35 protein-coding genes are annotated in these 25985 nt (G+C 38.7%); 23 read left to right on the top strand and 12 right to left on the bottom strand.

Going from position 1 to position 25985, the window contains the following annotated elements; translation table 11 throughout:
- Positions 1-6 precede the first annotated feature (6 nt).
- Positions 7-594, bottom strand: a complete 588-nt coding sequence (locus AB1K80_RS10150; protein WP_412856497.1) for a TetR/AcrR family transcriptional regulator — start codon at positions 592-594, stop codon at positions 7-9.
- A gap of 165 nt (positions 595-759) precedes the next feature.
- Between AB1K80_RS10150 and AB1K80_RS10145 the strand changes: the two genes are divergently transcribed.
- The 9 genes from AB1K80_RS10145 (at position 760) to AB1K80_RS10105 (ending at position 8606) form a co-directional block, all read left to right on the top strand.
- Positions 760-1713 carry a zinc-binding dehydrogenase gene (locus AB1K80_RS10145; protein ID WP_412856496.1) on the top strand — a complete coding sequence of 318 codons (954 nt, stop codon included), beginning with the start codon at positions 760-762 and terminating at the stop codon, positions 1711-1713.
- A gap of 957 nt (positions 1714-2670) precedes the next feature.
- Positions 2671-2964 carry a hypothetical protein gene (locus tag AB1K80_RS10140; RefSeq protein ID WP_412856540.1) on the top strand — a complete coding sequence of 98 codons (294 nt, stop codon included), beginning with the start codon at positions 2671-2673 and terminating at the stop codon, positions 2962-2964.
- On the top strand, positions 2885-3124 hold the full coding sequence (locus tag AB1K80_RS10135) for a CDP-glycerol glycerophosphotransferase family protein (RefSeq protein ID WP_412856535.1): 240 nt from the start codon (positions 2885-2887) through the stop codon (positions 3122-3124). The genes AB1K80_RS10140 and AB1K80_RS10135 overlap by 80 nt, the downstream gene beginning before the upstream one ends.
- A 12-nt stretch (positions 3125-3136) precedes the next feature.
- The gene (locus AB1K80_RS10130; RefSeq protein ID WP_412856495.1) at positions 3137-3964 is read left to right on the top strand and encodes an acyltransferase; all 828 of its coding nucleotides are present in this window, start codon (positions 3137-3139) and stop codon (positions 3962-3964) included.
- Positions 3965-4789: 825 nt separating this feature from the next.
- Entirely contained in the window at positions 4790-5224 is a 435-nt protein-coding gene (locus tag AB1K80_RS10125) for a hypothetical protein (RefSeq protein ID WP_412856494.1), read from the top strand.
- 201 nt (positions 5225-5425) lie between these two features.
- Complete coding sequence (locus tag AB1K80_RS10120) at positions 5426-5836, top strand: hypothetical protein (RefSeq protein ID WP_412856493.1); 411 nt, start codon at positions 5426-5428, stop codon at positions 5834-5836.
- Positions 5837-6066: 230 nt separating this feature from the next.
- Positions 6067-6633, top strand: coding sequence for a hypothetical protein (locus AB1K80_RS10115; RefSeq protein ID WP_412856492.1), 567 nt, complete (start codon positions 6067-6069; stop codon positions 6631-6633).
- A gap of 60 nt (positions 6634-6693) precedes the next feature.
- A complete protein-coding gene (locus tag AB1K80_RS10110) occupies positions 6694-7947 on the top strand; it encodes a hypothetical protein (RefSeq protein WP_412856491.1) in 1254 nt (417 codons plus the stop codon).
- A 377-nt stretch (positions 7948-8324) separates the two neighbouring features.
- A complete protein-coding gene (locus AB1K80_RS10105) occupies positions 8325-8606 on the top strand; it encodes a hypothetical protein (protein WP_412856490.1) in 282 nt (93 codons plus the stop codon).
- Positions 8607-8647: 41 nt separating this feature from the next.
- On the opposite strand, the gene AB1K80_RS10100 is transcribed toward AB1K80_RS10105, so the two are convergent.
- The 3 genes from AB1K80_RS10100 to AB1K80_RS10090 form a co-directional block, all read right to left on the bottom strand.
- Entirely contained in the window at positions 8648-8962 is a 315-nt protein-coding gene (locus tag AB1K80_RS10100; protein WP_412856489.1) for a DMT family transporter, read from the bottom strand.
- A 1-nt stretch (position 8963) separates the two neighbouring features.
- Positions 8964-9308: a DMT family transporter gene (locus AB1K80_RS10095; RefSeq protein WP_412856488.1), complete on the bottom strand. Its 345-nt coding sequence runs from the start codon at positions 9306-9308 to the stop codon at positions 8964-8966.
- Positions 9309-9381: 73 nt separating this feature from the next.
- Positions 9382-9960 (bottom strand): TetR family transcriptional regulator, encoded by a 579-nt coding sequence (locus AB1K80_RS10090; RefSeq protein ID WP_412856487.1) that lies wholly within the window; start codon positions 9958-9960, stop codon positions 9382-9384.
- A gap of 164 nt (positions 9961-10124) precedes the next feature.
- Between AB1K80_RS10090 and AB1K80_RS10085 the strand changes: the two genes are divergently transcribed.
- From AB1K80_RS10085 to AB1K80_RS10070, 4 genes are all read left to right on the top strand, one after another.
- Positions 10125-10673 (top strand): VanZ family protein, encoded by a 549-nt coding sequence (locus AB1K80_RS10085; RefSeq protein ID WP_412856486.1) that lies wholly within the window; start codon positions 10125-10127, stop codon positions 10671-10673.
- Positions 10670-11134: a DUF6884 domain-containing protein gene (locus AB1K80_RS10080; RefSeq protein WP_412856485.1), complete on the top strand. Its 465-nt coding sequence runs from the start codon at positions 10670-10672 to the stop codon at positions 11132-11134. Before AB1K80_RS10085 ends, AB1K80_RS10080 begins: the two co-directional genes overlap by 4 nt.
- Positions 11135-11284: 150 nt before the next feature.
- Positions 11285-11914 (top strand): rhamnogalacturonan acetylesterase, encoded by a 630-nt coding sequence (locus AB1K80_RS10075; RefSeq protein WP_412856484.1) that lies wholly within the window; start codon positions 11285-11287, stop codon positions 11912-11914.
- 149 nt (positions 11915-12063) lie between these two features.
- Positions 12064-13104 carry an NAD(P)/FAD-dependent oxidoreductase gene (locus AB1K80_RS10070; protein WP_412856483.1) on the top strand — a complete coding sequence of 347 codons (1041 nt, stop codon included), beginning with the start codon at positions 12064-12066 and terminating at the stop codon, positions 13102-13104.
- 61 nt (positions 13105-13165) lie between these two features.
- On the opposite strand, the gene AB1K80_RS10065 is transcribed toward AB1K80_RS10070, so the two are convergent.
- Entirely contained in the window at positions 13166-13495 is a 330-nt protein-coding gene (locus AB1K80_RS10065) for a YnfA family protein (RefSeq protein ID WP_412856482.1), read from the bottom strand.
- A gap of 178 nt (positions 13496-13673) precedes the next feature.
- Here AB1K80_RS10065 and AB1K80_RS10060 point away from each other — a divergent pair, with 178 nt between their 5' ends.
- Together AB1K80_RS10060 and AB1K80_RS10055 are read left to right on the top strand one after the other, a co-directional pair.
- Positions 13674-14183 (top strand): hypothetical protein, encoded by a 510-nt coding sequence (locus tag AB1K80_RS10060; RefSeq protein WP_412856481.1) that lies wholly within the window; start codon positions 13674-13676, stop codon positions 14181-14183.
- A gap of 34 nt (positions 14184-14217) precedes the next feature.
- Positions 14218-14511, top strand: a complete 294-nt coding sequence (locus AB1K80_RS10055; protein ID WP_412856480.1) for a hypothetical protein — start codon at positions 14218-14220, stop codon at positions 14509-14511.
- 21 nt (positions 14512-14532) lie between these two features.
- Here AB1K80_RS10055 and AB1K80_RS10050 read toward each other — a convergent pair whose 3' ends face one another.
- Positions 14533-15012: a MarR family transcriptional regulator gene (locus AB1K80_RS10050; protein ID WP_412856479.1), complete on the bottom strand. Its 480-nt coding sequence runs from the start codon at positions 15010-15012 to the stop codon at positions 14533-14535.
- Positions 15013-15266: 254 nt separating this feature from the next.
- Between AB1K80_RS10050 and AB1K80_RS10045 the strand changes: the two genes are divergently transcribed.
- On the top strand, positions 15267-15815 hold the full coding sequence (locus AB1K80_RS10045) for a thioredoxin family protein (protein ID WP_412856478.1): 549 nt from the start codon (positions 15267-15269) through the stop codon (positions 15813-15815).
- Positions 15816-16149: 334 nt separating this feature from the next.
- A complete protein-coding gene (locus AB1K80_RS10040; protein WP_412856477.1) occupies positions 16150-16617 on the top strand; it encodes a thiol-disulfide oxidoreductase DCC family protein in 468 nt (155 codons plus the stop codon).
- Positions 16618-16653: 36 nt separating this feature from the next.
- Here the strand turns inward: AB1K80_RS10040 and AB1K80_RS10035 are convergent, their stop codons facing one another.
- Positions 16654-17910, bottom strand: coding sequence for a helix-turn-helix domain-containing protein (locus AB1K80_RS10035; RefSeq protein WP_412856476.1), 1257 nt, complete (start codon positions 17908-17910; stop codon positions 16654-16656).
- A gap of 268 nt (positions 17911-18178) precedes the next feature.
- Between AB1K80_RS10035 and AB1K80_RS10030 the strand changes: the two genes are divergently transcribed.
- Positions 18179-18757 carry a nitroreductase gene (locus AB1K80_RS10030; protein ID WP_412856475.1) on the top strand — a complete coding sequence of 193 codons (579 nt, stop codon included), beginning with the start codon at positions 18179-18181 and terminating at the stop codon, positions 18755-18757.
- 39 nt (positions 18758-18796) lie between these two features.
- Here AB1K80_RS10030 and AB1K80_RS10025 read toward each other — a convergent pair whose 3' ends face one another.
- From AB1K80_RS10025 to AB1K80_RS10015, 3 genes are all read right to left on the bottom strand, one after another.
- On the bottom strand, positions 18797-18955 hold the full coding sequence (locus AB1K80_RS10025; RefSeq protein ID WP_412856474.1) for a YfhD family protein: 159 nt from the start codon (positions 18953-18955) through the stop codon (positions 18797-18799).
- A gap of 61 nt (positions 18956-19016) precedes the next feature.
- Entirely contained in the window at positions 19017-19130 is a 114-nt protein-coding gene (locus AB1K80_RS10020; protein WP_412856473.1) for a YfhE family protein, read from the bottom strand.
- A 53-nt stretch (positions 19131-19183) separates the two neighbouring features.
- The gene (locus AB1K80_RS10015) at positions 19184-20080 is read right to left on the bottom strand and encodes a TIGR01777 family oxidoreductase (RefSeq protein ID WP_412856472.1); all 897 of its coding nucleotides are present in this window, start codon (positions 20078-20080) and stop codon (positions 19184-19186) included.
- 93 nt (positions 20081-20173) lie between these two features.
- Here AB1K80_RS10015 and recX point away from each other — a divergent pair, with 93 nt between their 5' ends.
- On the top strand, positions 20174-20965 hold the full coding sequence (gene recX, locus AB1K80_RS10010) for a recombination regulator RecX (protein ID WP_412856471.1): 792 nt from the start codon (positions 20174-20176) through the stop codon (positions 20963-20965).
- Between the two features lie 3 nt (positions 20966-20968).
- Positions 20969-21283 carry a YfhH family protein gene (locus AB1K80_RS10005; protein WP_412856470.1) on the top strand — a complete coding sequence of 105 codons (315 nt, stop codon included), beginning with the start codon at positions 20969-20971 and terminating at the stop codon, positions 21281-21283.
- Between the two features lie 21 nt (positions 21284-21304).
- Here AB1K80_RS10005 and AB1K80_RS10000 read toward each other — a convergent pair whose 3' ends face one another.
- On the bottom strand, positions 21305-21478 hold the full coding sequence (locus AB1K80_RS10000; protein WP_008360604.1) for a YpzG family protein: 174 nt from the start codon (positions 21476-21478) through the stop codon (positions 21305-21307).
- 27 nt (positions 21479-21505) lie between these two features.
- On the bottom strand, positions 21506-21655 hold the full coding sequence (locus tag AB1K80_RS09995; RefSeq protein ID WP_412856469.1) for a small, acid-soluble spore protein K: 150 nt from the start codon (positions 21653-21655) through the stop codon (positions 21506-21508).
- A 116-nt stretch (positions 21656-21771) separates the two neighbouring features.
- Between AB1K80_RS09995 and AB1K80_RS09990 the strand changes: the two genes are divergently transcribed.
- The 3 genes from AB1K80_RS09990 to AB1K80_RS09980 all read left to right on the top strand — a co-directional run bounded on the left by AB1K80_RS09990 (position 21772) and on the right by AB1K80_RS09980 (position 25954).
- Positions 21772-22044, top strand: a complete 273-nt coding sequence (locus AB1K80_RS09990) for a YfhJ family protein (RefSeq protein ID WP_412856468.1) — start codon at positions 21772-21774, stop codon at positions 22042-22044.
- A 257-nt stretch (positions 22045-22301) separates the two neighbouring features.
- On the top strand, positions 22302-23285 hold the full coding sequence (locus tag AB1K80_RS09985; protein ID WP_412856467.1) for a glycosyltransferase family 2 protein: 984 nt from the start codon (positions 22302-22304) through the stop codon (positions 23283-23285).
- An 89-nt stretch (positions 23286-23374) separates the two neighbouring features.
- Positions 23375-25954: a YfhO family protein gene (locus AB1K80_RS09980; RefSeq protein WP_412856466.1), complete on the top strand. Its 2580-nt coding sequence runs from the start codon at positions 23375-23377 to the stop codon at positions 25952-25954.
- Positions 25955-25985 lie beyond the last annotated feature (31 nt).

Raw genomic sequence — 25985 nt, 5'->3', positions numbered from 1 at the left:
AATTTGTTAAGTTTCTTTTATCACAAACGCTCTTGCAAAGGTATTAAAAATAACGATGAGCCGATCTGTCATTTCAGCGGGTGTCACATCAAAATCCTGTGCAATCCAGTCCATAATTAACCCCGCCGTACCATGTGCCATATAACGCTTTTGGGCATAATCATCAACAGAAGACACACCGTATTGAATATCAAATTTATTTTTCAATAAATGAAAAATCGCTTCAGGTAGTTGCTGGTGAATGTGTGGCAAGGTATCTTCTAAAAGGGATAATGTAAAGTAATCACGGTGATCGTAAATATAATACAACAATTCGAAGGAGTTCGTTGTTAACTCGTTTATTTTTACCCGATGATCGTTTTGATATTTAGACATGCTGTAATACTGAATGGCCTCAAACATTTCATCCATTAACTCTTCAACAAGCTCATGTATGTTTTGATAATATACATAATAGGTTGTTCGATTATATTGGGCATAATCAACAATGTCCTTCACCGTCACAGCACTAAATCCCTTTTTATGTACCATTTCAATGAATGCCTTTTTTAAGAAATTTTTTGTCCGTATGGCTTGGTTTGAATGGGGTTTCATCATATTCCTCTCCTATTAGACAGATTTGATGAATATGTTGGTTTCTCCAACATTATATCAAATTTTAAGGATGGTTTATAGGAAGAGAAACCTATTAAACTATAAGTGTAGCTAGAATTTTAAGTAGTTGCAAAAATAAGATATGAACCATTTGGAGGAGATCGTATGAGAGGTTGGCTATTTTCAGGTACAAATAAACCACTAGAATTGATTGAAAAAGAAGATCCAAAAGCGATTCCAGGTCACGTTGTAATCGACGTGAAAGCTGCTGGTCTATGCCATTCAGACGTTGCAGCATTACAAGATCCGGGTTGGATGCCACTTTTCCCAAATGGTCCTGTTATTATGGGGCATGAGTTTGCTGGGGTTGTGATTGAAGTGGGTGAAGGTGTCGAAGGGATTAAGGTTGGCGACCGCGTTGGGGCGAACCCAATGGATCGAGCAACGAAAATCACTGCTGGGTACAACTATGATGGAGGATATGCTGAAAAAGTGCGTGTTCCTGCACATCAATGTGTGATCATCCCTGAAAGCGTTTCCTTTGAAGAAGGTGCAGCTTCAACAGATGCAGGAATTACATCATACCGTGCTCTTTTCACGATTGGACAAGCAAAAGAAGGTACAAAAGTAGGAATTATCGGTATCGGTGGACTTGGTCAATTTGCGTTGCAAATGGCTTTAATTAAAGGGTGCGAAGTGTACGCGACAGATGTTTCTCCAGAAGCGCGTAAACTTGCTGAAGAACTAGGAGCTACAAAAGTTTTTGACACTGTTTTAGATATGAAAGAAGCCGAATGTGATGTGATTGTTGACTTTGCTGGATTTGGACAAACAACGTCTGATGCATTAGAAGCCGTAAAAGTTCAAGGAACAGTTGTCATTGTTGGTATGGGTAAATTAGAATCTAATGTTAATACTTACTTAATGATTACAAAAGAAATTAAGCTTTTAGGAAGTAATGGTGGATCAGTAGAAGACTTAAAAGGTGTTTATGATTGCTTTGCTACTGGAAAAATGAGCCCAAATCTAATCACCATCCCATTTGAAGAAATCGACAAAGGGATAGAAAAACTGAAAAATCATGAAGTGAAAGGACGCTTAGTAGCCGTATTTGAATGAATGTAAGTTTCCTTTATTAGGATAGATATTGTGATATGAAAAAGCCTGTGAAATTTTGTCATGAAATTTCACAGGCTTTTATACTTTTATAGAAAACACGACCTTTAAAATGATAAGGGAACAATTCCTTATCTTTTTAAAGGTCCTTTTTCTATGTAAATATCTTTTGCAAATCTGAGACCAAAGAGGATAGGTGGACGTTGTCCACCCCGCACAAGTTATTTAAGATATACGGGTAGTGACGTTAAATAAAGATAAACTTTCAAGTATCCACAATGCCCCAAAAATCGGCGTTTGTAGGAGATTGGGCGTGACGCAAAACGACGCTTGACTTATGCGTAGCTATACACGGCACATGTGGAAACGGTTGTGCTTTTAAGTGACAAAAAGGCCGATGGACATGTAAACATTGATTTAGATATAGAAAAACGCGAAAAATCGTAGACAACTTAACTTATGCAGAAGAGCAAATGCAGAACAAAAGTGCTTCGCAAGCTTTATTAGATATTTCTTAAAGGTTGAGATTGGAAAACTTGAAAGAGCAGCAGTCTCAGCATCATATGTACCGGGAGAACCGTCAAGAGGTACAAGCTTTTCGTATATCATATCAACGTTATACCTGCCATTGATATGATAGTTTAAAAGAATTATTCTTGATAAATCAAATGAACAACTGCATCTACCGCTAATTCTTCCTATAGAAAGTATGGAGGGAATAGCAGAATGAGACTCTTAGCAATACTTAGCCCTACAGAAAAATGGGGAACAAAGACAGAAGTAGTCAGATTGATAAGGCCTACAGAAAAGCAATATAATAATATTTATATGGTAATAGGACACGCTGATAAAAACAGTTGGAACAAATTACTACATAATGATATAATCAAAGTGTGTGTAGAAAAAATCATACAAAAAAACCATATATTGTATTAGATAATTTAGGGGAAATAAAATGTAATGCTTGAACGCCCACCCCAAATGGTGTACCATTCAACTACTTTGAGAAAGAGCCTTGCTGTAAGTAATAAAGTAACAAATATAGTAATTGATACATTCAATACAAGTGAATACTTCCAGTTCTTCAATGGTCTTCTGAATAATGAAAAATTACTTGTAGCTGCCGAAAAAAATGAATATAAAATCTGTTATATGGCACATCCTAACCTCAGAAGTGGGAACAAATACTTTAAGAAAAATTCAAATATTATTGTCTTTGAAGAAAATAAACCTTACCAGAGAAGTATTTGCTGAATCAAATCTTATTGTTACAGACTATTCTTCTTCATCACTTGATTTTTCTAATATGAGAAAACCTGTTGTATACTGCCAGTTTGATAAAGAAGAATTCTTCTCTGCATTCAATGATACTAATAACTGTGAAAGAGTTTATAAAAAGGTAAAAAAATTATAAAAGAGGGATACAATGTTAGAAATTACTAATGTAGCTGATTTTAATAAAGCAGGAAATGGCAATACTATAATATCATCAGGCAATAATGTGGTATTCAATAAATCAAGAATAAAGTTTAATGGAAAGAATAATGTTGTAATCATTGAGGATGGAGTTAATATTGAAAACTCTACTATACTTTTGAATGGCTCAGGCTCAGTTTGCTATATTTGTAAAAATAGACATAAGATATACCTCAATCTTACAATTTATAATAATCAGTTTTTCTTTGTTGGAGAAAATACTTATTTTAATGGAATTCTTACAGTAATTATGTCTGAAGAAAAAAGTGTATTTATTGGTGACAACTGTATGTTTTCATACGGAATTACAATGAGAAATGCAGATCCACATTTAATATATGATTGTGATTCGCATGAGAGAATTAATTATAGTAAATCAATATTTTTAGGTGACCATGTATGGATTGGGCAGAGCGCGTTAATATTGAAAGGTGCCAAAATTCATTCCGGTTCAATAATAGGGGCTGCCAGTGTTGTTGCCGGTAAAGATTACTTTTCAAATAATGTTTATGGAGGGAATCCAAGTCGTCTGATAAGAGAAAATGTTTTTTGGGATGGAAGTTGTGTTCATGCATGGACACAAACTCACACTAAACAGTATGCGAAAAAAGATTGTGATGATTATATATATAATTACAATGCAGATGAATACTTGGATTTTGAAGAAATTGAGAAAAAATTTAATGGTCTAAATGATATGGATTCAAAAGTTGAATTTTTAAAATCAATAAGAAACAATAAGAATAAAAATAGATTTTCAAAGATGGTTTCTCTGTAATACATATTTCTTTGATTATAATAAACAATATAGAGAAGGTAGTGTTTGCTGAATAAATTCTTATTGTTACAGACTATTATTCTCTGTTTATACTGTAAATTTTTGATATTTCGACTACGAAAGAGACAAGTTCGGCAAAATGACATGTGAAGAATAATGACATGAAAGGGATGGCTTTAAGCCATCCCTTTTTAGTAGGGGTAATGTCCACGCTGATTGGCAGGTGTTTTATAGTTCTGCTAGATGTTAATAAATGTTTCGGTTTCCGTAAAAACCTTGATAAATCAAGGTTTTTACGTGCTATTAAATGTTTTTAAATGATGCTATCATCTTAGGCGTTTATAAACTACGCATGTGGAAGTGATCGTGAAGCTTGTGTTGAAAGTGTAAATTAAAATATATTGTTCTAATATGCCTTTGAAGAACGTGTGGACAAGGGAAGGCAGGGAAAAAAGAAGAAAAAAGAGGGTGGGAACAGGATCCCATCCTTTTTCTTTTTTAATTTGTATGTCGCTTCAGAACGAAGAATTTGATACGATCATTCAATTAAGAAAAAGGTTAGATGGGTTCGGAGCACTTCAAAAGCAGTAGTCTAAAATCCAATCATAATTTTATACTGAAGTAGGAGAAATTTAGAAAAATAAACCGATAAAGAGATAAAAGTGAAAATCTTTAATTACAAACCGGATTCGTCAGAATATAAGGCACTTTGATTGAAGACATTGAGGTTGATTATGTAATTGATACCGACACTGATAGAATAGATAAACCGTCTTATTAAGTGGGCAATTCTGCTCGCTTGGATGGTAAAGGAGAGGAAATAGCTTGAAGATTATATTTTCGATATTAATCATTTTAATTATGGCAATCGCTTTAATAGGTTGCCAATTACAACAAGGAGAAACGATGGTTCTTTTAGATGAAAATATATCAGAAATTAAAATTTCAGAGTCGAATGGAACAGGAGAAATAAATGAAGAGATTATTTTATCGATTAAAGAAGAGGAATCATTAGATGTTTTTGAAAAGGCGATTACGACTGCTGTCAAACAACCAGGAGAGGTTAAGATGCCTAAACCTGATTATGATGTAATGGTAGAATACGAGTCAGAAGAAGGGGGACTGCCTGTACATGGAATACATTTATGGTTAGGAAAGGACAATGAGAAGAGTACGTTTATGTATCTTATCGATGATTCGATTTATCTTACATCACCACAAATGACAAAAGAGTTAAAAAGATTGATCTTATCAAAATGATTTTCACTTAACGTTACAGGAAATAATGAGGAAGATATGCAACGAGGATTGCAAAAATCTAGCTTTGATCTCTGCGATATCATGAATTTATTTACAAGTAGTTATCAAATATAAGACTGAAAAAATATGAAACATAAAAACTTTATACGTTCATAAGAGGCCCATCGACTAAAGCAATTGATTGATCAAGGTGTTTTTGATATGAAGGGCAAACGAACTTCCATGCGTCATTACGCCATTAAACTGACAGCGTTTGGTCGACAATTCAAAAAATGGGTGTGCTGTCGTGAGTTTGAGGAACAACCTCATGTGAAAATAGAAGGAACTTATGGTGGTGAACCTTTTCAATGCGGACATTGTCAATGTCATTTAGAAAGAGAGGATGTACCTGTCAGTGATACACTCTTCTCAGACATCTGGAATTGGTGCATACAGTATGGTCGTTGGTTTGATGAAGAGACAGGAGACTTGCGACCAGGTGGGAAAGAGATGGAGAGGAAATTCAATCAAGAAGGGGAGCATATGACGGCTGTTGTGAGACGGGCGTTATCGCCTTCGTTTTATGTTGAGTATAGCCCAAGTGAAACGACTACATATGATGTTGAAGAATGAAGAAGGACCTTCACAACAAAAATTGATTGAGGAATTATTGGTTCAACAAACCTACAAACGAACAATGTAAGGATTGAAGGATTAGATATTCATCGAGCTGGTGGGTGTTTAATCCTTCTTTTTATTTACACTCCTCAAAACACGATAGGGAAAATCTTGAAACATTTTGCGCTTCAACTCGTAATAAAGATATAACGTTTCGTCAGAGCATTCTAAAGTGAGGGGATTTTATGGAACGAACAGCGTTAAGAAAGATGCGATTAAAGCAAGTGGCTGTGTCAAATTTACTTACCGTCATCGCGGCTATTCTTTTTTATGGATTGATCTATCTTCTATCCATTCAATTATCACATTTTTTCTTAGGTTTAGGCATTGTCATTTTCATTCAAAGTATGATCGGTTTACTTAAAAAAGGGTCCACAAAATCTCTATTTCCTATTTTCGAAGAGGTGGCCATCTATGAAAAAGGTAAATTGGGAGACGAGTGGCTAAAGGAACAAAGAACAGAGCATTTATGGAGACTGGTATTAAGTGCACTGTTGTTTTTTCAATCATATACCTTTCAGCACTTAAATAATCAATTCTTACCCGAAGATGCGTTTTTTCTATTGATCATCGTTGTCATTATGTTAATTTTTTTAAATATTAGTTTGCTGCTTCGCTTTAAAAAAATTGACAACGCTACGAACACATTAGATTTAAAAGGATATACGACGGAATCGTATATGGTTGGATTTGTCATGAGTCTATTGATTTTATTAGTAACGAGTATCGTTAGTTACATGTATCTGTTTTAACCATTTTTTTAGAAAGATCTGTTTGTGTACAGAACAACTAAAAACTCTCGAGGTGAAACAATGAATACAAAGATACAAGAGCTGATTGATCGGACAAGAAAAACATTTGGCTTGGCGCAATACCATTTAAAAAGGAAAGGTTTTTACCGTTCCATCAATATGTTCAATGAAACGGTCTATCGATTTAATATGGAATGGTTTCCACCACACCAAACGGAACCTTGTGACGATGATACGAATCCAGAAGGAACAGCAGTGATTGAGGTGAACTTGAATACGGGTCAATTTGAGTCTGCTATATTTGTCATGGGGAAGACATATGCGAGGAATGGTGTCACGTTTAACAGTCAAAATCCAAATGACATCATTCCATGGGTGGAACAAGTCACAGCATTAACGTATGGGGATCATTTTCAACTACATAAAAAAGAAGAAGGGGAACTTCTTTTCGGTGAAGGAATAGACGGCTATTCCGTGACGCCTTCTGGAACGATTGAAGTGAAATGGAATCAAGATGGACAGCTCATATACTTTGTGCAACATGGTCCATTTTTAGCGAAACAAAAGTTCAAACATGAAGAATATACACTTTCCATTGAGATGGTTGAGCATATCGCAAAGCAACAAGTGAAGCGTTTTGAATGGCCTTCTTTTGAACAACAAAAGATGCGATCTATTTATGCGGTAGAAGAGATCTATATTAAAAATGATGGGAAAGAAACCATTCCGTATGGAGGAAGAGATAAAGGGCGTCTCAAGGTCAATCAAATCATTGAATGGAATGAACCGATCAACGAGTCCTTTGTCAGAAAAGAATTGGATATGCATGAAGAAGTGTCAGCCGAACAAGCCTTTTCGTTGGAGCCATCACCAGATACCATTCCGATATCGGAAAAAGAGAAATACGAGTGTGTAAAGGCAGTACGCATCTTTTTGCAAAAGGAATACCCGCAGGATACAAGAAAATGGCTACTCGACACACTTTACCGCGAGCATGGTTATATACACGCGATCTTGAAAACAACTGATGAGGATAGCGGAAGTCAAGATAAAATGTTGGTGTTCATTGATGCCAATACATTTGAAGTGCTCAATTATATCGACAAGAAACAAATGTTCAATGAGTTTCAGAAACCAAAAAACATCACCGTCTCCAAAGAACAAGCCTTTCATCAAATGAAAGAAAATCTAAAGCTCACGCCAATCTATGTATATGACTTCTCGCAAGAACAGTACGTGCTGTGCGGAAAATTGGATGGTCATGATGCGGTCGATGCAGCAACAGGCGAAATGTTCCCATTGGAAGACCTTTGAAATATGGCGCGTGTAAACTAGAAAATCACTATGCAACGTTGAAAAGAACAGTGAGAACTGTTCTTTTTTATGGGAAAACCTCATTATTTGAAGAAAAATGGAATTTTGTAGAAGGGAATTGTCATTTTATCACGAATGAGAAAGATACGAATTTAATCATAGGTCCATCGTTTGGATTCGTGGTTGAGTCAATAGAAGAAATAGCAAACGTCATACATATAGTGCATTCAAGACAGTACAGTGGATCTACAATTGGTCATTCTAAATGAGGGAGTACGTGTCTCAAGTATGGTACGAAAAGGTCTTATGATGAATTCAAAACGATTGTTGCAAGGGAAGTTTGACGTCATGAATAGAAGAAAGTGAGGATATTCACCTTGAGTACATTGGAAGTGTTTCGTCAGTTTATCGTTGACCATTATCCTGCGTTACAAGATGAGCATTGGTTACAAGATGTTGATACCCTTCGAATCTCCCCCATTCTTCACCCCTTTCTTAAAAGTAAGCTGCCAGAAGGGATCGAAAAATTCACTTGTGTGTTATTCACACAACAGACGGTTCAAGCAGTTGCACCGCTCAAAATTTACGTTCTTTTGGATGAGCATGAGCAATCACTGTACGCCATTGATTTGATGAATGAACAGCCGGTGCTTCATTAAAGTGGAAGGCAGGATGAGGTTCTCCTGCCTTTATTGTGACATCAAGCATACAACTTCAGCCCGACCACTCCAATCACAATCAGCAGCAAACTCATCATTCGAATCACGTTTTTCGGTTCTTTAAATAGAATCATATTGAAAAGGACGGAGCCAGCTGTTCCCAGTCCAATCCACACTGTATAAGCGACGGATACTTGAACAGAAGTGAAAGATGCATATAAAAATAGAAAGGATAAGGCGAAGCCACCGACAAATAATAGCCCAGATGCCCATTGTTTTTTCTTACTAAACATATTTAAACCGATGGTCCCACCAATTTCACAGGCAGAAGCCAATATCACAAAAAACCAGCCCATCTTATATCGCTTCTCCCTTCTGATCGTGTGTATCTCTATCAGATACTTTTAGTCCAATAATGCCTATGATCAATATCCCCATGAATAATAGTTTGCCTAATGAAAAGGTTCCACCGAACAGTGTGTAATCCATAATGGACGTCCCAATCGTGCCGACTCCGGCAAACACGGCATAAACCGTTCCTGTCGGCAGCTTCTCGCAAGCTTTCATTAAGAAATAAAAGTCGATCGGGATGAGACAAATGATGATCGCCCATTCCCACACGGCCTCCGCTTTATTTAAACCAAACACCCAAAGCAACTCGAACAAACATGTGAGTGCGACATACATCCAACTTTTTTTCATATCCTTTCCTCCTAAAACTGACGATTCGTCATTTTGAAACCAAAAAAGAGCGTACAGCATACGCTGTACTTTTCTACGTTGTCTCTATGCCAAGTGCGTAAAGGAGAAATTGTTTCACCTCTTGCTTTTGGATAAGGACTTCTTCTGTATCTGTTTCTGTAAATAAGTACATTTGTTCAGCTGAAGATTCGAGTAAACCAATGATGAATTTTGCGGCGTAATGACAGTTTAAATTGGCTCGAACCCTCTCTTCCTGTTGTGCTTTTTCTAAAAAGTCCGCCACCCATTTATAAAGGGGTTCATAAATGTCTTCCCATTCTTTTAAATGCTCGGTTGCGGCTAAACCTGAATAGGTAAGGGCGAGCACATCGCGGTATTGTCTCGTAAACGAGAAAATAAATTCAACGAGCGCATCTGCTTGGTCGAGTACATCGGCATGTTGGGTTAATTCTTTCTCTATTGCCGGAACCATCTGTGAGATGAGATGTTCGGCGATGGCAGGCATGACAGACAGCTTCGACGGGAAATATAAATAAAATGTCCCTTGGGCGACTCCTGCTGATTTCACAATATCTGAGATGGTTGTTTTTTCAATTCCTTTTTCTTTAAACGCATCAATTGCAGCAAGCATGATCTTTTCTCGCTTTGACATACCATCACCGTCCTAAAATGAATGAATGTCAGTCATTTTAGTGCAAAAATGACGATTTGTCAATCTTTCATGAGTGCGTGAAAAGACGAGACGAATAGATGCAAACAGGCTTGAATAAGCTGTAATATGGTCAAGCATCTCGTAAGAAAGGGGCAGCTTATCGCATGACATCAAGCGCAATGGTTTCAAGTGCTTACTTCCTTCTGCTCGTCCCGCTATTTATTTATATGAGATACAGACAGGCAAAAAAGCACAATCGATTCGTCTATTTACGTACGGAAATGAGTCTTGCTTGTTTATTTTTTTATACAAACCTGCTGTTATATTTGACGGTATTCCCGAATCGTTTTTCCGCAGCGAGGGATCAGGTCAGTGTCAATCTCATGCCATTTCACTCAATCTATCAAAACCTCCACGCCTATCATCATGGCTATCCGAATCTCGTTTTTTTAAATTTGGCAGGAAATATTCTATTATTTATACCACTCGGCTTTTTTCTTTACCACACCTTTCGAACAATGCGCTGGCAAAAAGCGGTACTTGCTGGATTTCTGTTTTCTGTTTTGATCGAAGTGCTTCAATGGGTTTTCTCGCAATCTGGTATCATTACAAGAAGCAGCGATATTGATGACATTATTCTCAATACACTTGGCACAGCGCTAGGTTGTATCGGATATCAGATGTATCGAAGAAGGAAGGAGAATACTAGTTGAAACGAGTTTGTATCATTCCATGTGGCGCGAAGAAAATATGGGACGTGAACCCAGAGGCAGGAAGCCAGCCAGCAGATCTTGTCTACTTAAGCCCGCTACATCAGCGTACGAAAATCTATGCACAAACATTCTTTTCAGACTGGCTGATTTTATCAGCAAAGCACGGGTTTTTAAAGGCAGATGATATCATCCATGAACATTATGATGTCGCATTTGGTACACCGCATGCTGAGCAGATGACACAAGAGGAATTGAGATGTCAATTTCATGAAAAAAATCTCTCCGCCTATGATGAGTTGGTCATTCTAGGGGGAAAGAAATATCGTAAAGTGATAGATCCATTATTACTTCCTCATCAAAGAGCAAATTATCCACTGGCTCCATATCAAGGTATTGGCTACATGCTTCAGGCACTAAAGACCGCAGCTGAGAAAAAAATAGAACTTCCGCCGCATATTTAAACAAGACCTCAACTCCTAGTAAGCAGGGTTTTCATCATGAAAAAGAGAATGATTGAAGGAGTGGTGCAGATCGTTTCATCTTTTCAGTAGCCACTCAGATGACTGCATCGCTTATGAAGATGTGGCGAAATGAGCAAAGGGGGTATGAACATGACAACCATCTATTTAGCTGGTGATTCAACTGTTTCATCTTACCCAGATCGTCCTGTTCAAGGAGGATGGGGGGAGTTTTTACATCGTTATACGGCGAAGAATGTGAAGGTCGAGAACCGGGCGATCGGTGGGAGAAGCTCAAAGACATTCATCGAAGAAGGACGACTTGACGACATATTGGCTGTGATTCAGCCAGGGGATTGGCTTTTCACACAAATGGGACATAATGATGCTTCCAAGGAGAAGCCTGAGCGGCATACAGAGCCTTTTACGACGTACAAAAAGTATCTGTCTCAATATATTCATGGGGCAAGAGCGAAAGGGGCCACCCCGCTTTTGTTAACACCTGTCGGCCGTTTTCATGAAAAAGACGGGGAATATATCAATGATTTCCCTGAATACTGCGCTGCTATGAAAGAATTAGCTGATGAAGAAGAGGTTCTTCTCGTTGATTTAAATACCGCAAGTCTTCAGTTTTATCAGATTTCTGGCATAGAGAAAACGACGTCTTTCTTTATGATATCAACAGGAATTGAGGATCGTACTCATTTTACAAAAGAAGGGGCAGATGCAATCGCAAGACTGGTTTCTCTGGAATTAAAGGACCTTGGGTTAACCATAGTGTAAGGGTGACAGGACGAGTAAGCGCTCGTCCTGTTCTTTTTTTGATCATGCTATTGATTCTTATCACAAGAGTAGACTACAATATACATATATGATAATGAGAATCAATATCACCTTTACATAGAGTAACAAAGAAAAATGGAGGGACTCAAATGACAGATCAGCTTGAATTGTTTGACGTCACCATTATCGGCGGCGGTCCAGCAGGCATGTACACCGCCTTTTATAGTGGGATGCGAGATTTAAAGACGAAGGTGCTTGAGTACAACGAAACACTCGGCGGAAAGATTCTTCTCTATCCGGAAAAAGTCATTTGGGATGTAGGCGGTCTCCCGCCAACAAGAGGGGAAAAGCTGATTGAACAGCTCGAGGCGCAGGCAAAGACATTTAAACCAGAGATTGCGCTAAATCAAAAGATTACGCAATTTGATCGTGTCGAGAATGGGCATATCTTACTGACCGCTGAAAATGGTGACCGCCATTTGACCAAGACCCTCATATTAGCGATGGGACACGGCATCCCTGTGCAACGAAAACTTGAAATTGAAGATGCAAACCGTTATGAGGTGACGAACCTTTATTATACAGTGCAGGAGCTGAAGACATTTTCAGGAAAACGTGTCGTCATATCTGGTGGCGGCGATTCAGCTGTTGATTGGGCAAATGCGCTAGCCCCGATTGCAGAAAGTGTCACCGTCGTGCATCGCCGTGACGCATTTGGCGGACATGAGAAAAACGTAGCCAACATGAAAGCATCTTGTGCACGCATCCTAACACCACATGAACTGACAGAGCTTCACGGCGAGGGAGATAAAATTGCGGCGGTCACGGTTCAGCATTTAGAGACAGGTGAAATGGAACGGATTGAAACAGATGCTGTCATCGTGAATCATGGAATGAAAGGTGATTTAAGTGTTCTAGCAGAATGGGGACTAAAGCAAGGCGAATGGGGATTGATTGAAGTCAATGAAAAAATGGAAACGAATATACCAGGCGTATATGCAGTAGGCGACTTATGTACACATAAGAGCAAAGTTCGTTTAATTGCTGGGACATTTGTTGACGGAGTGAATGCCCTTAATAGCGCAAAGCTCTACATCGAACCAGAAGCCGAAAAAGTGGCTTACGTCTCATCACACAATGAGCGTTTTAAAGAGAAAAACAAAGAATTACAAACAGCTAGTGCTCGTTAAACCACATGACATTGCAAGTGCTGCCGCAAATGGCAGCACTTTTTATGTATAGGCATTGAAGTTATGAACTCCGAGGCGCGAACAACATCACACTGACGCCAATCAAACAAATGATAGCACCAATCCAGTCATATAAATCAGGTGCTCTACGATCAACCCACCAGCCCCAAAACACAGCAAGAATCACAAAAACACCGCCATAGGCCGCATACACCCGTCCAAATGTCGGGAATTGCTGGAAGGTGGGAAGCACACCATACGCAACTAAGATGAGGCTGCCTACGATGCCATAGCTGACTGGCTTGGCTTCACGTAGCCAAAGCCAAACAAGATATCCGCCACCAATTTCAGCTAACCCAGCTAATAAAAAAAGAATCATCGTTATGATCATGTAAGCCACTCCAGTTTCATCTATTTCCCTTCTATTGTACACGATCAAAGAATACTATTTTTAAAAATGTGATGGAAAGGAAAGGAAGAGTTTGCTAAAATAAACGGCATGCAGATGGAAGTACATGGTTAGGGAACCTTTTGGGAAATAAGACGTAGTATAGATTGAGGTGAAATCCATGCAAAATCATGTTGAAAAAGAACTCTTTCTCTTATCTTGGAAACACGCATTTACAGCGCTTTATTTTATGGTGATTCCACTCATCATCCAAACAGTCGTTGTGTCATCATCCTTTTCTATTATGATCACGTTATATATTTTACATAATCTATTAGAAAGTGTTATTTGGTTTTATAAGTCTAGAAAAGTAAGAAATCGTCAAATTGGGGATCTATCTCAATTAGGACAGACATTTGTGCAAATCGCCCAAAGGATAGAACAGCTAATGATGATCAGTGGTGTGATTTTCTTTATCACTGAAATCGTGAGAGGAGGGGTGGATTTATATTTCCTTATATTTCCAGTTGTTCTTTTTGTTGTCGTCCTTTTACAGCATCTTCAGTTTTACTACGTTCAATTCTTTTTTAAATCAAAGAGTTGGTTCGCCTACACTCTTTCTTTGCGAAAATTGCGTCCCTCTCGAATGGTAAGAGAGCGCAGGGCGATGAAGCGGTCTGTGGGTATGTAAGACTATTTGGAAATAAAAAGAGGGGGGTGAACACATGATTGGAAGGAAAATTGTCGGTGCCATGTTCATATGTATGGCCGCATTATTTTATATCGCAAAATATGTTCTGTTCGAGATTCATTATTTTAGAATGAATGTTGAAGTCGATATGTATACATTTCAGAGGCTTGAAGATTTGCTGCCTGGCGGTACGTGGATCAGCATCTTTTTCCTTATCATCGGTTTAGGCTATTTGTTATGGGATGACAGAGAAGTCATTCGGCGAACGTTGTTTACTGCTACAAATCAACAAGTCGAAGAAGAAATCAAAAAGACGGATCTCAAGTGACCGTCTTTTTTCTTTTGGAGCTCACCCGCGTTCAGGACGAAGTGCTTTTTCTAAGATTTCTAGCCCTTCATTTACTTTTTTCTTTTCCTCATCATTAAGGCGTTGAAGGGTGTTTTTGATTTTTTCGTGTCCTTTTTGATAAATACTTCTAAAGATATTTTTGGCTTCTTCTGTTAGTTCTACGACAATGATTCGCCGATCGCGTTCAGAATGCTTTCGTTCAACAAAGTTCGCCTGCTCTAAACGATCTAGCAGACCTGTCATGTTAGACAAAGAAGCCCCCATTTTTTCAGCAATTTCGGATACTTTGAGAGAGCCATGATTGTTAAGCAGCATGAGCACCTTCATCTGAGGCATACTCATATCAAGCTTCATCCATTCTGACACATCTCCTAGCCCTGCTGCTGTGAGGACTTTCATATAAAGCACCCAAGTCTTTTTCTCCTCTGGCGATAGAATTTCCTCATTCAGTACGGTGGTATCATGAATATTATATTCCACGCTTGTTCACTTCCTTTAAGCGGCTCTTCTCTTTATATTACTGATTTTCACTTGTAATTGAAAGCATCATCAAGCTTTTGCATGTCAAAAGGGATGAATCACAGAGTATAGCATTAAAAAACCAGCTCTCCCGACCAAAAATAATGGGAAGTATCGATTTTTATCGCAATGACTCCCTCAAGAAACGCGGCCTTTCATTAGGTGACAAAAGAATAGAGAAAGTGGTAAAGTTGAGGGGTAAGGGGGATGATAGTATGACATTAAATGAATGGTTTACAAAGGGACTAGCTGAACGTACATATGTACACAATATGGGGAAAAACCGTGAAAACTTACTAACGGTTTACAACCAGTATGCCATTCACCAAAAAGAAAAAGAGACGCTCCAACGTCTGCAAAAGAAAAAGCTAAGAGCACTCGTCATCACCGCTGATTGGTGCGGAGATGCCATGGTGAATGTGCCGATTTTTATGCGAATTGCCAACGAAGCCCTAATTGATGTGCGTTATTTCATTCGGGACGAAAATCTAGATCTGATGGATCAGTATTTAACGAACGGAACCGCAAGATCGATCCCGATTATCGTCTTCATCGATCAGGATGGGAACGAGGTAGGGAAATGGGGACCACGCTCAAAAGAAGCCCAGCGCTTTGTAGACGAGAAAAAACCGGACAAAGGTTCTACTAACTTCGAAGCAGCGTTTGAGGCATTTGCGAAAGAAGCCGCACATCACTATACGACTGATCGTTACTTATGGAAAGACATCGAGAAAGAAATTGTAGAAGTTTTGGAAAAAATATAAACCAAAGGACTACTTCACCGCAATGGGAAGTAGTCTTTTTATATCTTGTTTTTGCGTTTTACCTACAAAACACCGCATAAAGATGCAGAAATACCGCAGAAATCTATCGAAATCCGCAGAAAACCGCAAGGCACCACGATTTTCCCAACCAGTTTTAGTTGAAAAACCTCATATAAGCCGTGAAATCATCAATTTCGCCCTAATCTAAAGGCTCATATAACGCACGTCGGTTTGCTTTTTCCCAATACAAGAGGCCCAGCAACTATAGTAATCTAGTTGTAATCTCCTTTGAACGAACTAAAACAAATGACTGAAAAGGACTGGCGATCACTCTATGAAAAAAATCATTTATCTCGATCAAGAAAAAAAGAAGCTCGCTGAATCAAAAAAAAGAGAACAGCGTTCCATCAAATCACTTAGGTTGCTTGTATTTTACGACGGACAGAGCCCTGCATGTGCAAAGACGATTGATTTGTTGAAAACACTTGATTGGAAGAACCGAATTCACTTTGAGTCATTTAGAAATTCTCAGCTACTAAGGCTGAATAAAATCAGTGAAGAAAAAGCTGAAAAACGAATCGTGTCGATTACGTTAGCCAAAAATCAAAAAAACTCAGGGATCTATACTTGGTTTCGGATTGCTTGCAACATCCCTGCTTTATGGGGAGCGGTCCCATTTCTCATGATGAGCATTTGGCTTGGCTTCGGGCAGCATGCATATGATTTTTTTGCGAAAAAGCGATATATTCAATCTGTCGAACAAGTCACCTGTCCTGAAAGAGATCAGCAAAAGACCATCTAATGAATAGAAAAAGCATGACCTTCGATCGGAAGAAGGTCATGCTTTTTTGTAATATGGCACATATGATGATAACAGGTGGAGCAGCTTTTCGGTATAGAAGGTGAACTCGGTTCGATCAAGCTGAGAAGCCGAATACGATAGCAAGGTTCTAAGAGCGAAAAGATATTCACTGTGTAATTGATTATGTTCAAAGTAAGGAATCGCTGCCTCGATCAAGTACGTTTTCAAATCATGAGGATTCTCCTCAATCATCAATTTATAAATTTTGATCATATACAAACAATTCGGCTGAATACGTGGCTGTTTTAACAGCTCGTGTATGTAGGGAAGTGCTTTTTTTGGGTCATATTCAGCATACAATGTTGCAATTTCATATAGTGTTTCACAATATCGATCTTCTAGCTGTTCTTGATTAAAGTAATTGAGTGAATCTAGTAAATAAGGCACAGCTGATGAATAATCTTCTTCACGCTTTAATAGGACTCCGTAATAAAAATAGGCACTCATTTTGATATAGGCATCAGGTTGAAGCGATGTGTGCAAAATCACTTCTTTTAAATATTTTTTAGCTGTTTGGAACGCTTTTAATTCTAGTGATATTACACCGTGAATGAGCGTACAGTGTAAGATCCGCTTGAAGTTGTTTTTTTGTCTATATAAGTCCATCGCTTGATGTGTTGCCTCCAATGCATCACCAAGACGTCCTATCGTGCCAAGCGCTTTTGCATAGTGATAAAAGAGGTCACTCTGTTCCACAGAAGCGTAAGAAAAACAGCTTTCGAGCTTTTTCAGCCCATCCTCTATCTGTCCATTCTTGATTTGATGGATCCCATCTAGATATTCAAATATTTCTTTTTCTGTTTCAATAAAGGTTTTTTCAAATTTTTTAAGCACTCGGTGTGTTTTTAAGGCGAGTGGCTGTTTTTCAGTTAATAAATAAAATTGAAATAAGGACAAATGATATTGAATCCCTAAATCTAGTGAAAAGAACTGTTCCTCGTGATGAATGATCATTTCTGCATTTTGTTTCGCCTGTTCCAGTGCATAAAAGTACATATTCATTTGAAACTCATCAAGTAATGACAGTAAATGACGCGCTTTTTGGGAGAGCGTCTCTTGACTGATGCCTAGTTTTTCAAGCAGTAGATTGATCGTATCTTGATTCGCCTCTTTAGAGCCATTTTCAATTTTACTTAAATGAGAGACAGAACAAATCCCTTCAGCCAATTCGGCTTGTGTCATACTTTGTTTATAACGATAGAGCTTAATGATTTGTCCAATATTCATATTCATTGCATTAAGGAGCCTCCCTTCCAATCATGGGCGAAAGCCTTTGAAAAAATAGCTGATCATGTAAAAGGAAATACCTGAAAACCTTACATCATCTTGGTTTTTTTATCAAAAAATGTTTAAAACGTAATATGATTGTAACATTAGTTGAAAAAGTCAAACAACTATTTAACAAAAGGGGGGAGATTCTCTATTTGCACCAAAGTGAAATGATGTTTATAATATGATTGAGAATCAATTTCAATTAAAGTTGATTGAAAGGATGACATACATGAATAAACAAGTAGAGGCGTTGACTGTTCGAGACGCTGTGAGATATAGAAGATCGATTCGTCAATTCAAAGAGAAGGCTGTCACAGTAGAGCAGCTTGAGCCATTATTAGAAGATGCCGTTTATGCACCTAATCATAAACTAACTGAGCCATGGCGCTTCCTTTATGCGACAACGGATGAAGCAAAAGCCATTTTTATCGAAAGGTTCATTGCGTACTTTCTACGACACAACCCTGAGGCAAAAGAAGAAAAAATCAATCAATACAGAGAATACTTTTCAAAAGTACCAGCTCTTTTATTTGTCATCTTGAAGGAAGATGAGAACCCAGTGGTGAGGAATGATGATTTTGCCGCAGTGAGTGCTTTGATTCAAAACTTCCAGCTTCTTGCTTGGGATCAAGGGATTGGCATGGTGTGGAAGAGTGGGCGCATTCTGTATGATCAAGAATTTCAACAGGAAATGGGATTAAAGGAAAACGAGCGTTTTGCAGCCATTCTGCATATCGGCTACCCTAAAGAAGTGCCAATGGAAAAGTCACGTCAAAAGGTGTCAACCTTACTAAAAGAGCTACAGTAAAAGGAAAAAAGCAGACCCGTCAGAGGATCTGCTTCTTTTTTAATGTTTGTTTTTGGCCCGTTGATCGGCTTCTTTCATACGTGCCATGGCTTTTACGTCATTTGGATCTGCAAGTTCTTTGGAAAATTCAACAAATTCGCCATCCGTCTCTTGTAATGCCATGTGTTGAGCGGATTTTTTGTTTTGGTCTTTTTTCAAAGCCATCTCCTCCTTTACAAGATCATGTTAGTTATGTGCTTGTTCGAGGAGAATATCCGTGTTATTTACTTTTTGTTTGTGCTGCTGCTCTTTCCGCTCTTTTGAATTCTTGCTGATAAAGAACTTCCTGTGTTTTCTTCAGCTTAGAAGTTGGTTGTTGTTCTTTCTTTTTCATTCAAAACAGTCCCTTCACATCATTTCTATTAGCATGGGTGTTTTGTGTGGTTTTTATTCCTTTCTTTGTAAAATGGCTTCTTTTAGCTCAGGGTATAAAAAAGGATACGATGATAGCAACGCCTTTTTCGGCAAAGCACGCTGTCCTTCTAATACAAGCAATGACATCTCACCAAGTGCTGTTTTGATGACAAAGGACGGGACCTTTAGCCAATGGGGGCGCCCAAGTGCTTTCGCAATGGTTTGCCCAAGCTGCCGCATTTGAACAGGGTGAGGGGACGTCACGTTGAGTGGACCGGTGATGTGGTCATGTTTCATCGCAAAAGCAATTAGCTGCGCCACATCCTCGACATGAACCCATGATACCCATTGTGAACCAGAACCAATTGTCCCGCCTGCAAACAGCTTATATGGGAGAGTCATGAGAGGGAGAGTCCCTTTTTCTCCTAATACGACCCCGAACCTTGTATACACTGTCCGGATGCCAAGTGCCTCGATTTTTTGTCCTTCTTCTTCCCAACGCTTTGATGTATAACTGAGGAAATCTGTTTCTGCTGGAGATGCGTCTTCAGTGAAATCTTTCACATCTGAAGTTCCGTAAATGCCAACAGCACTCGCTTGAATGTGCACAGATGGTTTGGTATCCTGCGCTTCTATGATACGTCTCACTTCTTTTGTCGCTTCGATTCGACTTGAAAGGATGTCCCGTTTAGCCTGCTGCGTCCAGCGTGTAAAAATAGATTGACCGGCTAGGTTAACCCATGCATCAATCGCAGGTAGTTCATGTTCGGGTGTAGCCCCTTCAGTGAGCCATTGTACGTAATGTAAATGATTTTGTTCGGATTTCTTCGGTTTTCTTGTTAGAATATATAGATGATGTCCTTCAGCTTCAAGCACTTTTGTGACGTGCTGTCCGATAAATCCGGTTCCTCCGGTAATGGCGATATTCAATTGACATCTCTCCTCTCAATACATACTTATATCTTTCACGATTTTGAACGAGAAGAAACATCCTGACTGTTTTGGAAAAGGAGTGATGACAGGATGCCTTTTATTACGAAAATTTCTGCACAAAAAAACAATACAGAACGCGTGAACATCTTTCTTGATGAGAAATATGCCTTTAGTGTTGATCTAGATGTCTTAGTCCAATACGACTTGAAGAAGGGCAAAGAATTAGATGAATCAGACATCATTGAGATTCAATTTGGTGATGCCGTAAAAAAAGGATTCCAGCAGGCAGTTGATTATTTATCCTATCGCATGAGATCAGTCAAAGAAGTGACGGATTACTTAGCAAAAAAGGAAATACCCGCACCTGCTATCAGTGAAATTATACACAAATTAAAGCATTACAAGTACGTAAATGATCTGGAATTTGCAGAAGCATACGTGAGTACACACCGAAAAACGAATAGCAAAGGACCATCTGTTTTAAAAAATGAATTAAAGCGAAAAGGGATCGATGATGACACGATCGAACAAGCTCTCGCACAATACCCAAATGATTTGCAGCTTGAGGAAGCCGTCAAACAAGTTCACAAGCTTGTGAAAAAAGAGAAGAATCGTTCTGCAAAAGAGATCGAACAACGCATCAAGCTACAATTGCAAAGAAAAGGCTTTTCGTTTGAGGTCATTGATAAAGCGCTTCAAGAAGCATATGATGGACAAGAAGAGGAAAAAGAAGAAGAAGCCCTTCATTATATGTTGGAAAAGGCAAAACGCAAGGTAGGATATGATGGGTCTTTTGAAAAAAAGATGAAGGTAAAGCAATTTTTATATCGAAAAGGCTTCGATCTAGATACAATTGATCATGTTTTAAACAAAGGGGAATAACACATGGACAAACGCTATAGTGAGATGACGGAATACGAACTAAAGCAAGAGATTGCGGTACTTTCTGAAAAAGCTAGGAAGGCTGAACAGCTAGGGATTGTGAATGAATATGCAGTATTAGAACGGAAAATTGATATGGCCAAAGCGTATTTAATTGATCCAGCTACAATCCAAACGAATCAAACCTACCACATCAAAGATACAGATGAGGAATTTTATGTTCAATATTTGAATGGGGTATTTGCGTGGGGATATAGGCTGTCAGCTCCTGAGAAGGAAGATGCTTTGCCGATTTCAATGCTTACACAAAAGGACTGATCCAAAGATCAGTCCCTTTCTTTACTTCGAACGCTGTTTACGGACGTTGTTCTGAAGTACGATGTCGTGCTGCGTTTGCTGCGTTTCTCCATTGACCTGAGAGGCAGAATGCTTTGCATTTGCCCATGGTTGAGGGTAAGCGGTTGTTCTTAATTGAACGAAGTCTGCCATATACGATTTCCCATTTGAACTCATATCTCAAGCACTCCCTTTGGAAAAAAATTAACGTTTCCCTGATGCCCTCATACGTTCTTGTGGACGTGTATTTGTCTCACCATTTGGCCTTTTAGAAGCAAAAGCATCTGTGGCGCCTGGTTCGCCTTCAAACTTGTGATTCACTTGATTTGGAAACCCCTTTACTTTATTACGCATATCGATCCCCCCAAAACAATACAAATCATTTGCGTCTTTTGAAGACGTAAGGGTAGTATATGAAAAAAGAGGTTTTTTTAATAAGGAACTTTCTGCTAGACAAAGGAGGAACCACCATGGAACAATACTTTGAACGATTAACCGAACAACTAATGAATAAAAACAATATGCTCACATATGAAGAAGCACGTACATGGGTAGAGCTACTATGGAGTGATTTTGAAACGACTTATGCAAAAGCCGGTCGCAAGTATAAAGGGCAGGAAACAACGGAACGCATCGTTTACGAATGGATTGAAAGCTACGGTGCACAGCTGCATTTATTTCAAAATAAACGCTCAAAGGCACATGAGCATTTACAACAGCAGAACAAAGGACTTCTGCACTAAGAATGCCTATCCATCATGAAGAGCACTTTATGAAACATGACCCAGTCTGTGATAAGAATTACAGGCTTTTTACATTGGATAAACTTAAAATTACATTAAATTCATCTACGGTAAAATCTTTGGAAATAAAACTCTGATATAATGGAACGATTGAAGAGTCAAGAAATTTATGGATAATAAAAAGTGTTTCGTTTTCTGGTAAATAAGGAATAATGAACATATTAGGCTCTATGAATAAAGTGAAGAGAAGGTGCGATATGAAACGGGAATTGCTCTCTGTTATAATTCCTTCTTACAATGAAGGTGAGAACATTAGGCGAATCTATGAGGCACTAGTAGAAGAGTTTCATGATTTTCATTATGATTTTGAAATCATCTTTGTGAATGATGGAAGCAAAGACAACACCCTTCAATATATGAGAGAGCTATCTCACAAAAGTGCAAAGGTGAAATATCTGGCCTTTTCACGAAACTTTGGGAAGGAAGCTGCTATTTTGGCAGGCCTTGAACATGCAAAGGGAGAAGCTGCTATCATCATGGATGCCGATTTACAACATCCTACATATTTGATCCAAGAATTTGTGAGAGGCTATGAAGAAGGGTACGATCAAGTCATTGCCCAGCGAAATCGAAAAGGTGACAGTAAGATTCGTTCTTATCTTTCATCCATGTACTATAAAATCATGAACAAGGTCGTGGAAGTCGATCTGCGTGATGGCGTTGGAGACTTCCGCTTAATATCACGCAAAGCAATTGATGCTTTGTTGCAATTGAAAGAAGGAAACCGCTTTTCGAAAGGGCTTTTTAGTTGGATTGGATTTGAAGAAAAAGTCATTTATTATGAAAATGTTGAAAGACAGCATGGTGATACAAAATGGTCACTAAAGAAATTATTTAACTATGGTATTGATGGAGTGGTCTCCTTTAACAACCGCCCGCTACGTATTTGTTTTTACACGGGCATACTGATCTTATTTCTATCTTTGTTTTACATTGGGGCCACATTTATTCAAATCGTCAGAACTGGCGTCATGGTACCGGGTTATTTCACCTTAATTTCAGCTGTCCTTTTCCTCGGAGGAATTCAGCTATTGAGTCTAGGTGTAATTGGTGAATATATTGGTCGTATTTACTACGAAACGAAAAAGAGGCCGCATTATTTAATTCAAGAATCAAATGTGACAGAACAAGAGACGAGCTCAACGGAACAATCCCGAGTTTTAACACAGTTATTTAAATAATCTGTCGTCGAATAACCGGCAAGCACGAATCGCTTGCTGGGTTGTTTTGTTTCAAAGACATATAGGAATTTTTTGGGGAAAGGATTTAGATGATGAAACGTAGATGGATCATTGGAATGTGTCTCATTCTCGCTATTTTAGGACACTCCTTTTTTTTATATGAATATGCCAATGGCAGGTTTATGACAGGGAGTGGTGATGGCATTTCGCAAATGCTCCCATTTAAAAAGCTGCTATATGATGAGTATGTAAAAGGGAATTTCTTTTATTCTTATCAATTTGGATTAGGCGGCGGTATCTATACGCAATTAGGTTATTATTTTACAACGTCGACGGTCTTTATGGTCACAGTCTTTGTCGTGTGGTTGATGAATGTGCTTCACCTCATTCAATCACCTGACATTCATTTTTGGGCGAATGCGATTATTTGGCTGAGTGTGATCAAGCTCACGCTGATCCTCTTTATCGCTTATCGTGTGTTGTATTCAATGGTTCAACATCGACTTGGTGCCATGACAGGTGCTGCTCTCTATGGGTTATCCATTGTCTATTTTCGACATCAAACGTTTTGGGAGTTTTTTGCTGATAGTATGATGTGGCTTCCGCTACTCATACTTGGGGTTGAACGTATTTTTAAATCGGGCAAGCCTGCTTGGTTTATCGTGGCGTGCAGCCTTATGCTGATCAACAATTTTTACTTTGCCTATATTCATTTTATCTTTTTAGCGATTTATGTCTTATTCAGATGGTTGATCAAGCTGAGAAGTGAAGAACGAAGCTGGAGGATTTTTTGGACTCTTGCCATCTCAACGGTATTATCCTTTGGGATCAGTGCGACCTTTTTCATCCCTTCTGTTTATGGCTTTCTGCAAAATTTAAGACCACCGTATGATCAGGTCATCCCTTGGTTTCAGTTGCATGATCATTTGCTCTTTACAAGTAGAGTGTATTTATTGCCTGTCATTTTTCTTATTTGTTTATTTCTAATTCCGCTTTATCGGAATCGCTGGTTTTTTATGTTCTCGTCCATTAGTGTTTTGTTAATGATGTTTCACTATAGTCCGAAAATGGCGAGTGTGTTTAATGGATTTTCTGCTCCGCAATACCGATTTGAATACATTCTAGCGTTTACAGTCGGTGCAGTTGTCGCCATTACCATGAAACATTTTTCACACATAGAATGGAAATGGAAGAAGCGGGCGGTGTTAGGGGCATGGATCGTATTGATTCTGTCGGTCGTTTTGTCAGAGCGGGCGCTTCGCAATTTAGACATTGTCATTTTTACGGGCTTGGGATTAGTTGTCGTTAGTTTTCTATTCCTTTGTATACATGCTGAAAAACGTCAACACCTCCGGTTATTTTCAGCCGCTTTAATTGCGATCAGTTTATTGACAGCAGGTGTTTACCAAAAGGGCTATTTATCAGAGGGAAGCAATATTAAGGAAGTATCCGATTCGTATTTGAGAAGCGAAGCGTATGCTGGTTCGGAACAAACGGAGCTTATTCAACAAATTCAAAACCGATCGAAAGACCCGCTTGCCCGAATTGATTGGATGAACGGTGTGCGAAACAATACGCCATTGTTTATAGGGTTTTCAGGGATGAGTGTGTATTCAAGCATATTGAATGAGCATTTGCTAAACTTTTATTGGAATGACTTACAAATTGATATGGGACGAGAAAGTGTCAGTCGTTATGCGACAATGGGTGATCGGAACAATTTATATAGTCTCACTTATGGCAAGTACTATATGAGAGACAAGATGTTATCTTACTCACCACCTGCTTTCTTTGAGCCAATCATGGAGAGCGAGCATTATCAAGTGTATGAAAATACACGTCTCCTTCCGTTCGCGCGAACAACGAGTACCGTCTATTCAGAATCATCACTCGAGCATGCCTCGGCCCTTGATAAGGAACACGCTATGCTACAAGGTGTGATTTTGGACAAAAAAGGGAATGACCAAATTGAGCCTACACCTGATCGAATACAAGAGGCAAACATTCATACAGAACAAGCGCTGTACGAAGATGGTCAGCTCGATGTATTTGGGGAAATAGGCGGACTGAATATGACTCTTCCAGATGATATGGTACGAACTGGGGATGTGTACGTTCGCTTTTATGTGAAACGGATCGATCGGAATGAAGGCTTCCAGCTTTCTGTGGATCAATATGTCACATCACGTAAAAGCAATACATCTGTTTACAAAACAGGTGTAAATGACGTCATCATCCGCGTACCAGCTGAGAAAATCCTGTCTATTCGATTACCAAAAGGAACGTATGAATTAAAGGACTTAAAGCTGTATCATGAGCCATACCGAATCTTGCAAGAAGCATATGAAAAACAAAAACAGGATGATGGGAACCAGCAAGTCAATCACCAACATAACCGCTTTGATATTTCATATGATAACAAGCGTGGAGACGACTATATGGTGATTCCAGTTCCATATGAAAAGGGCTGGGAGCTTACTGTCAACGGGCAACAAACAACGATTGAAAAAGCCAATTACGCATTTATTGGTTTCCCGATTGAAAAAGGGAAAAACGAGATCGTGCTCACCTATTATCCACCATATATTCGGATTCTAGCTCTCATCTCACTCATAAGTTTCCTTCTGGCTGTCGTCTATGCTTGGAGAAAACATAAAAAACAACCTTAAACACCACTTTCTTTTGAAGTGGTGTTTTTTA

The sequence above is a fragment of the Bacillus sp. 179-C3.3 HS genome, from assembly GCF_047229225.1.
Classification (GTDB): Bacteria; Bacillota; Bacilli; order Bacillales; family Bacillaceae; genus Bacillus.
Note: the sequence above shows the minus strand (reverse complement) of the source record. Positions and strands in the feature narration are given on the sequence as shown.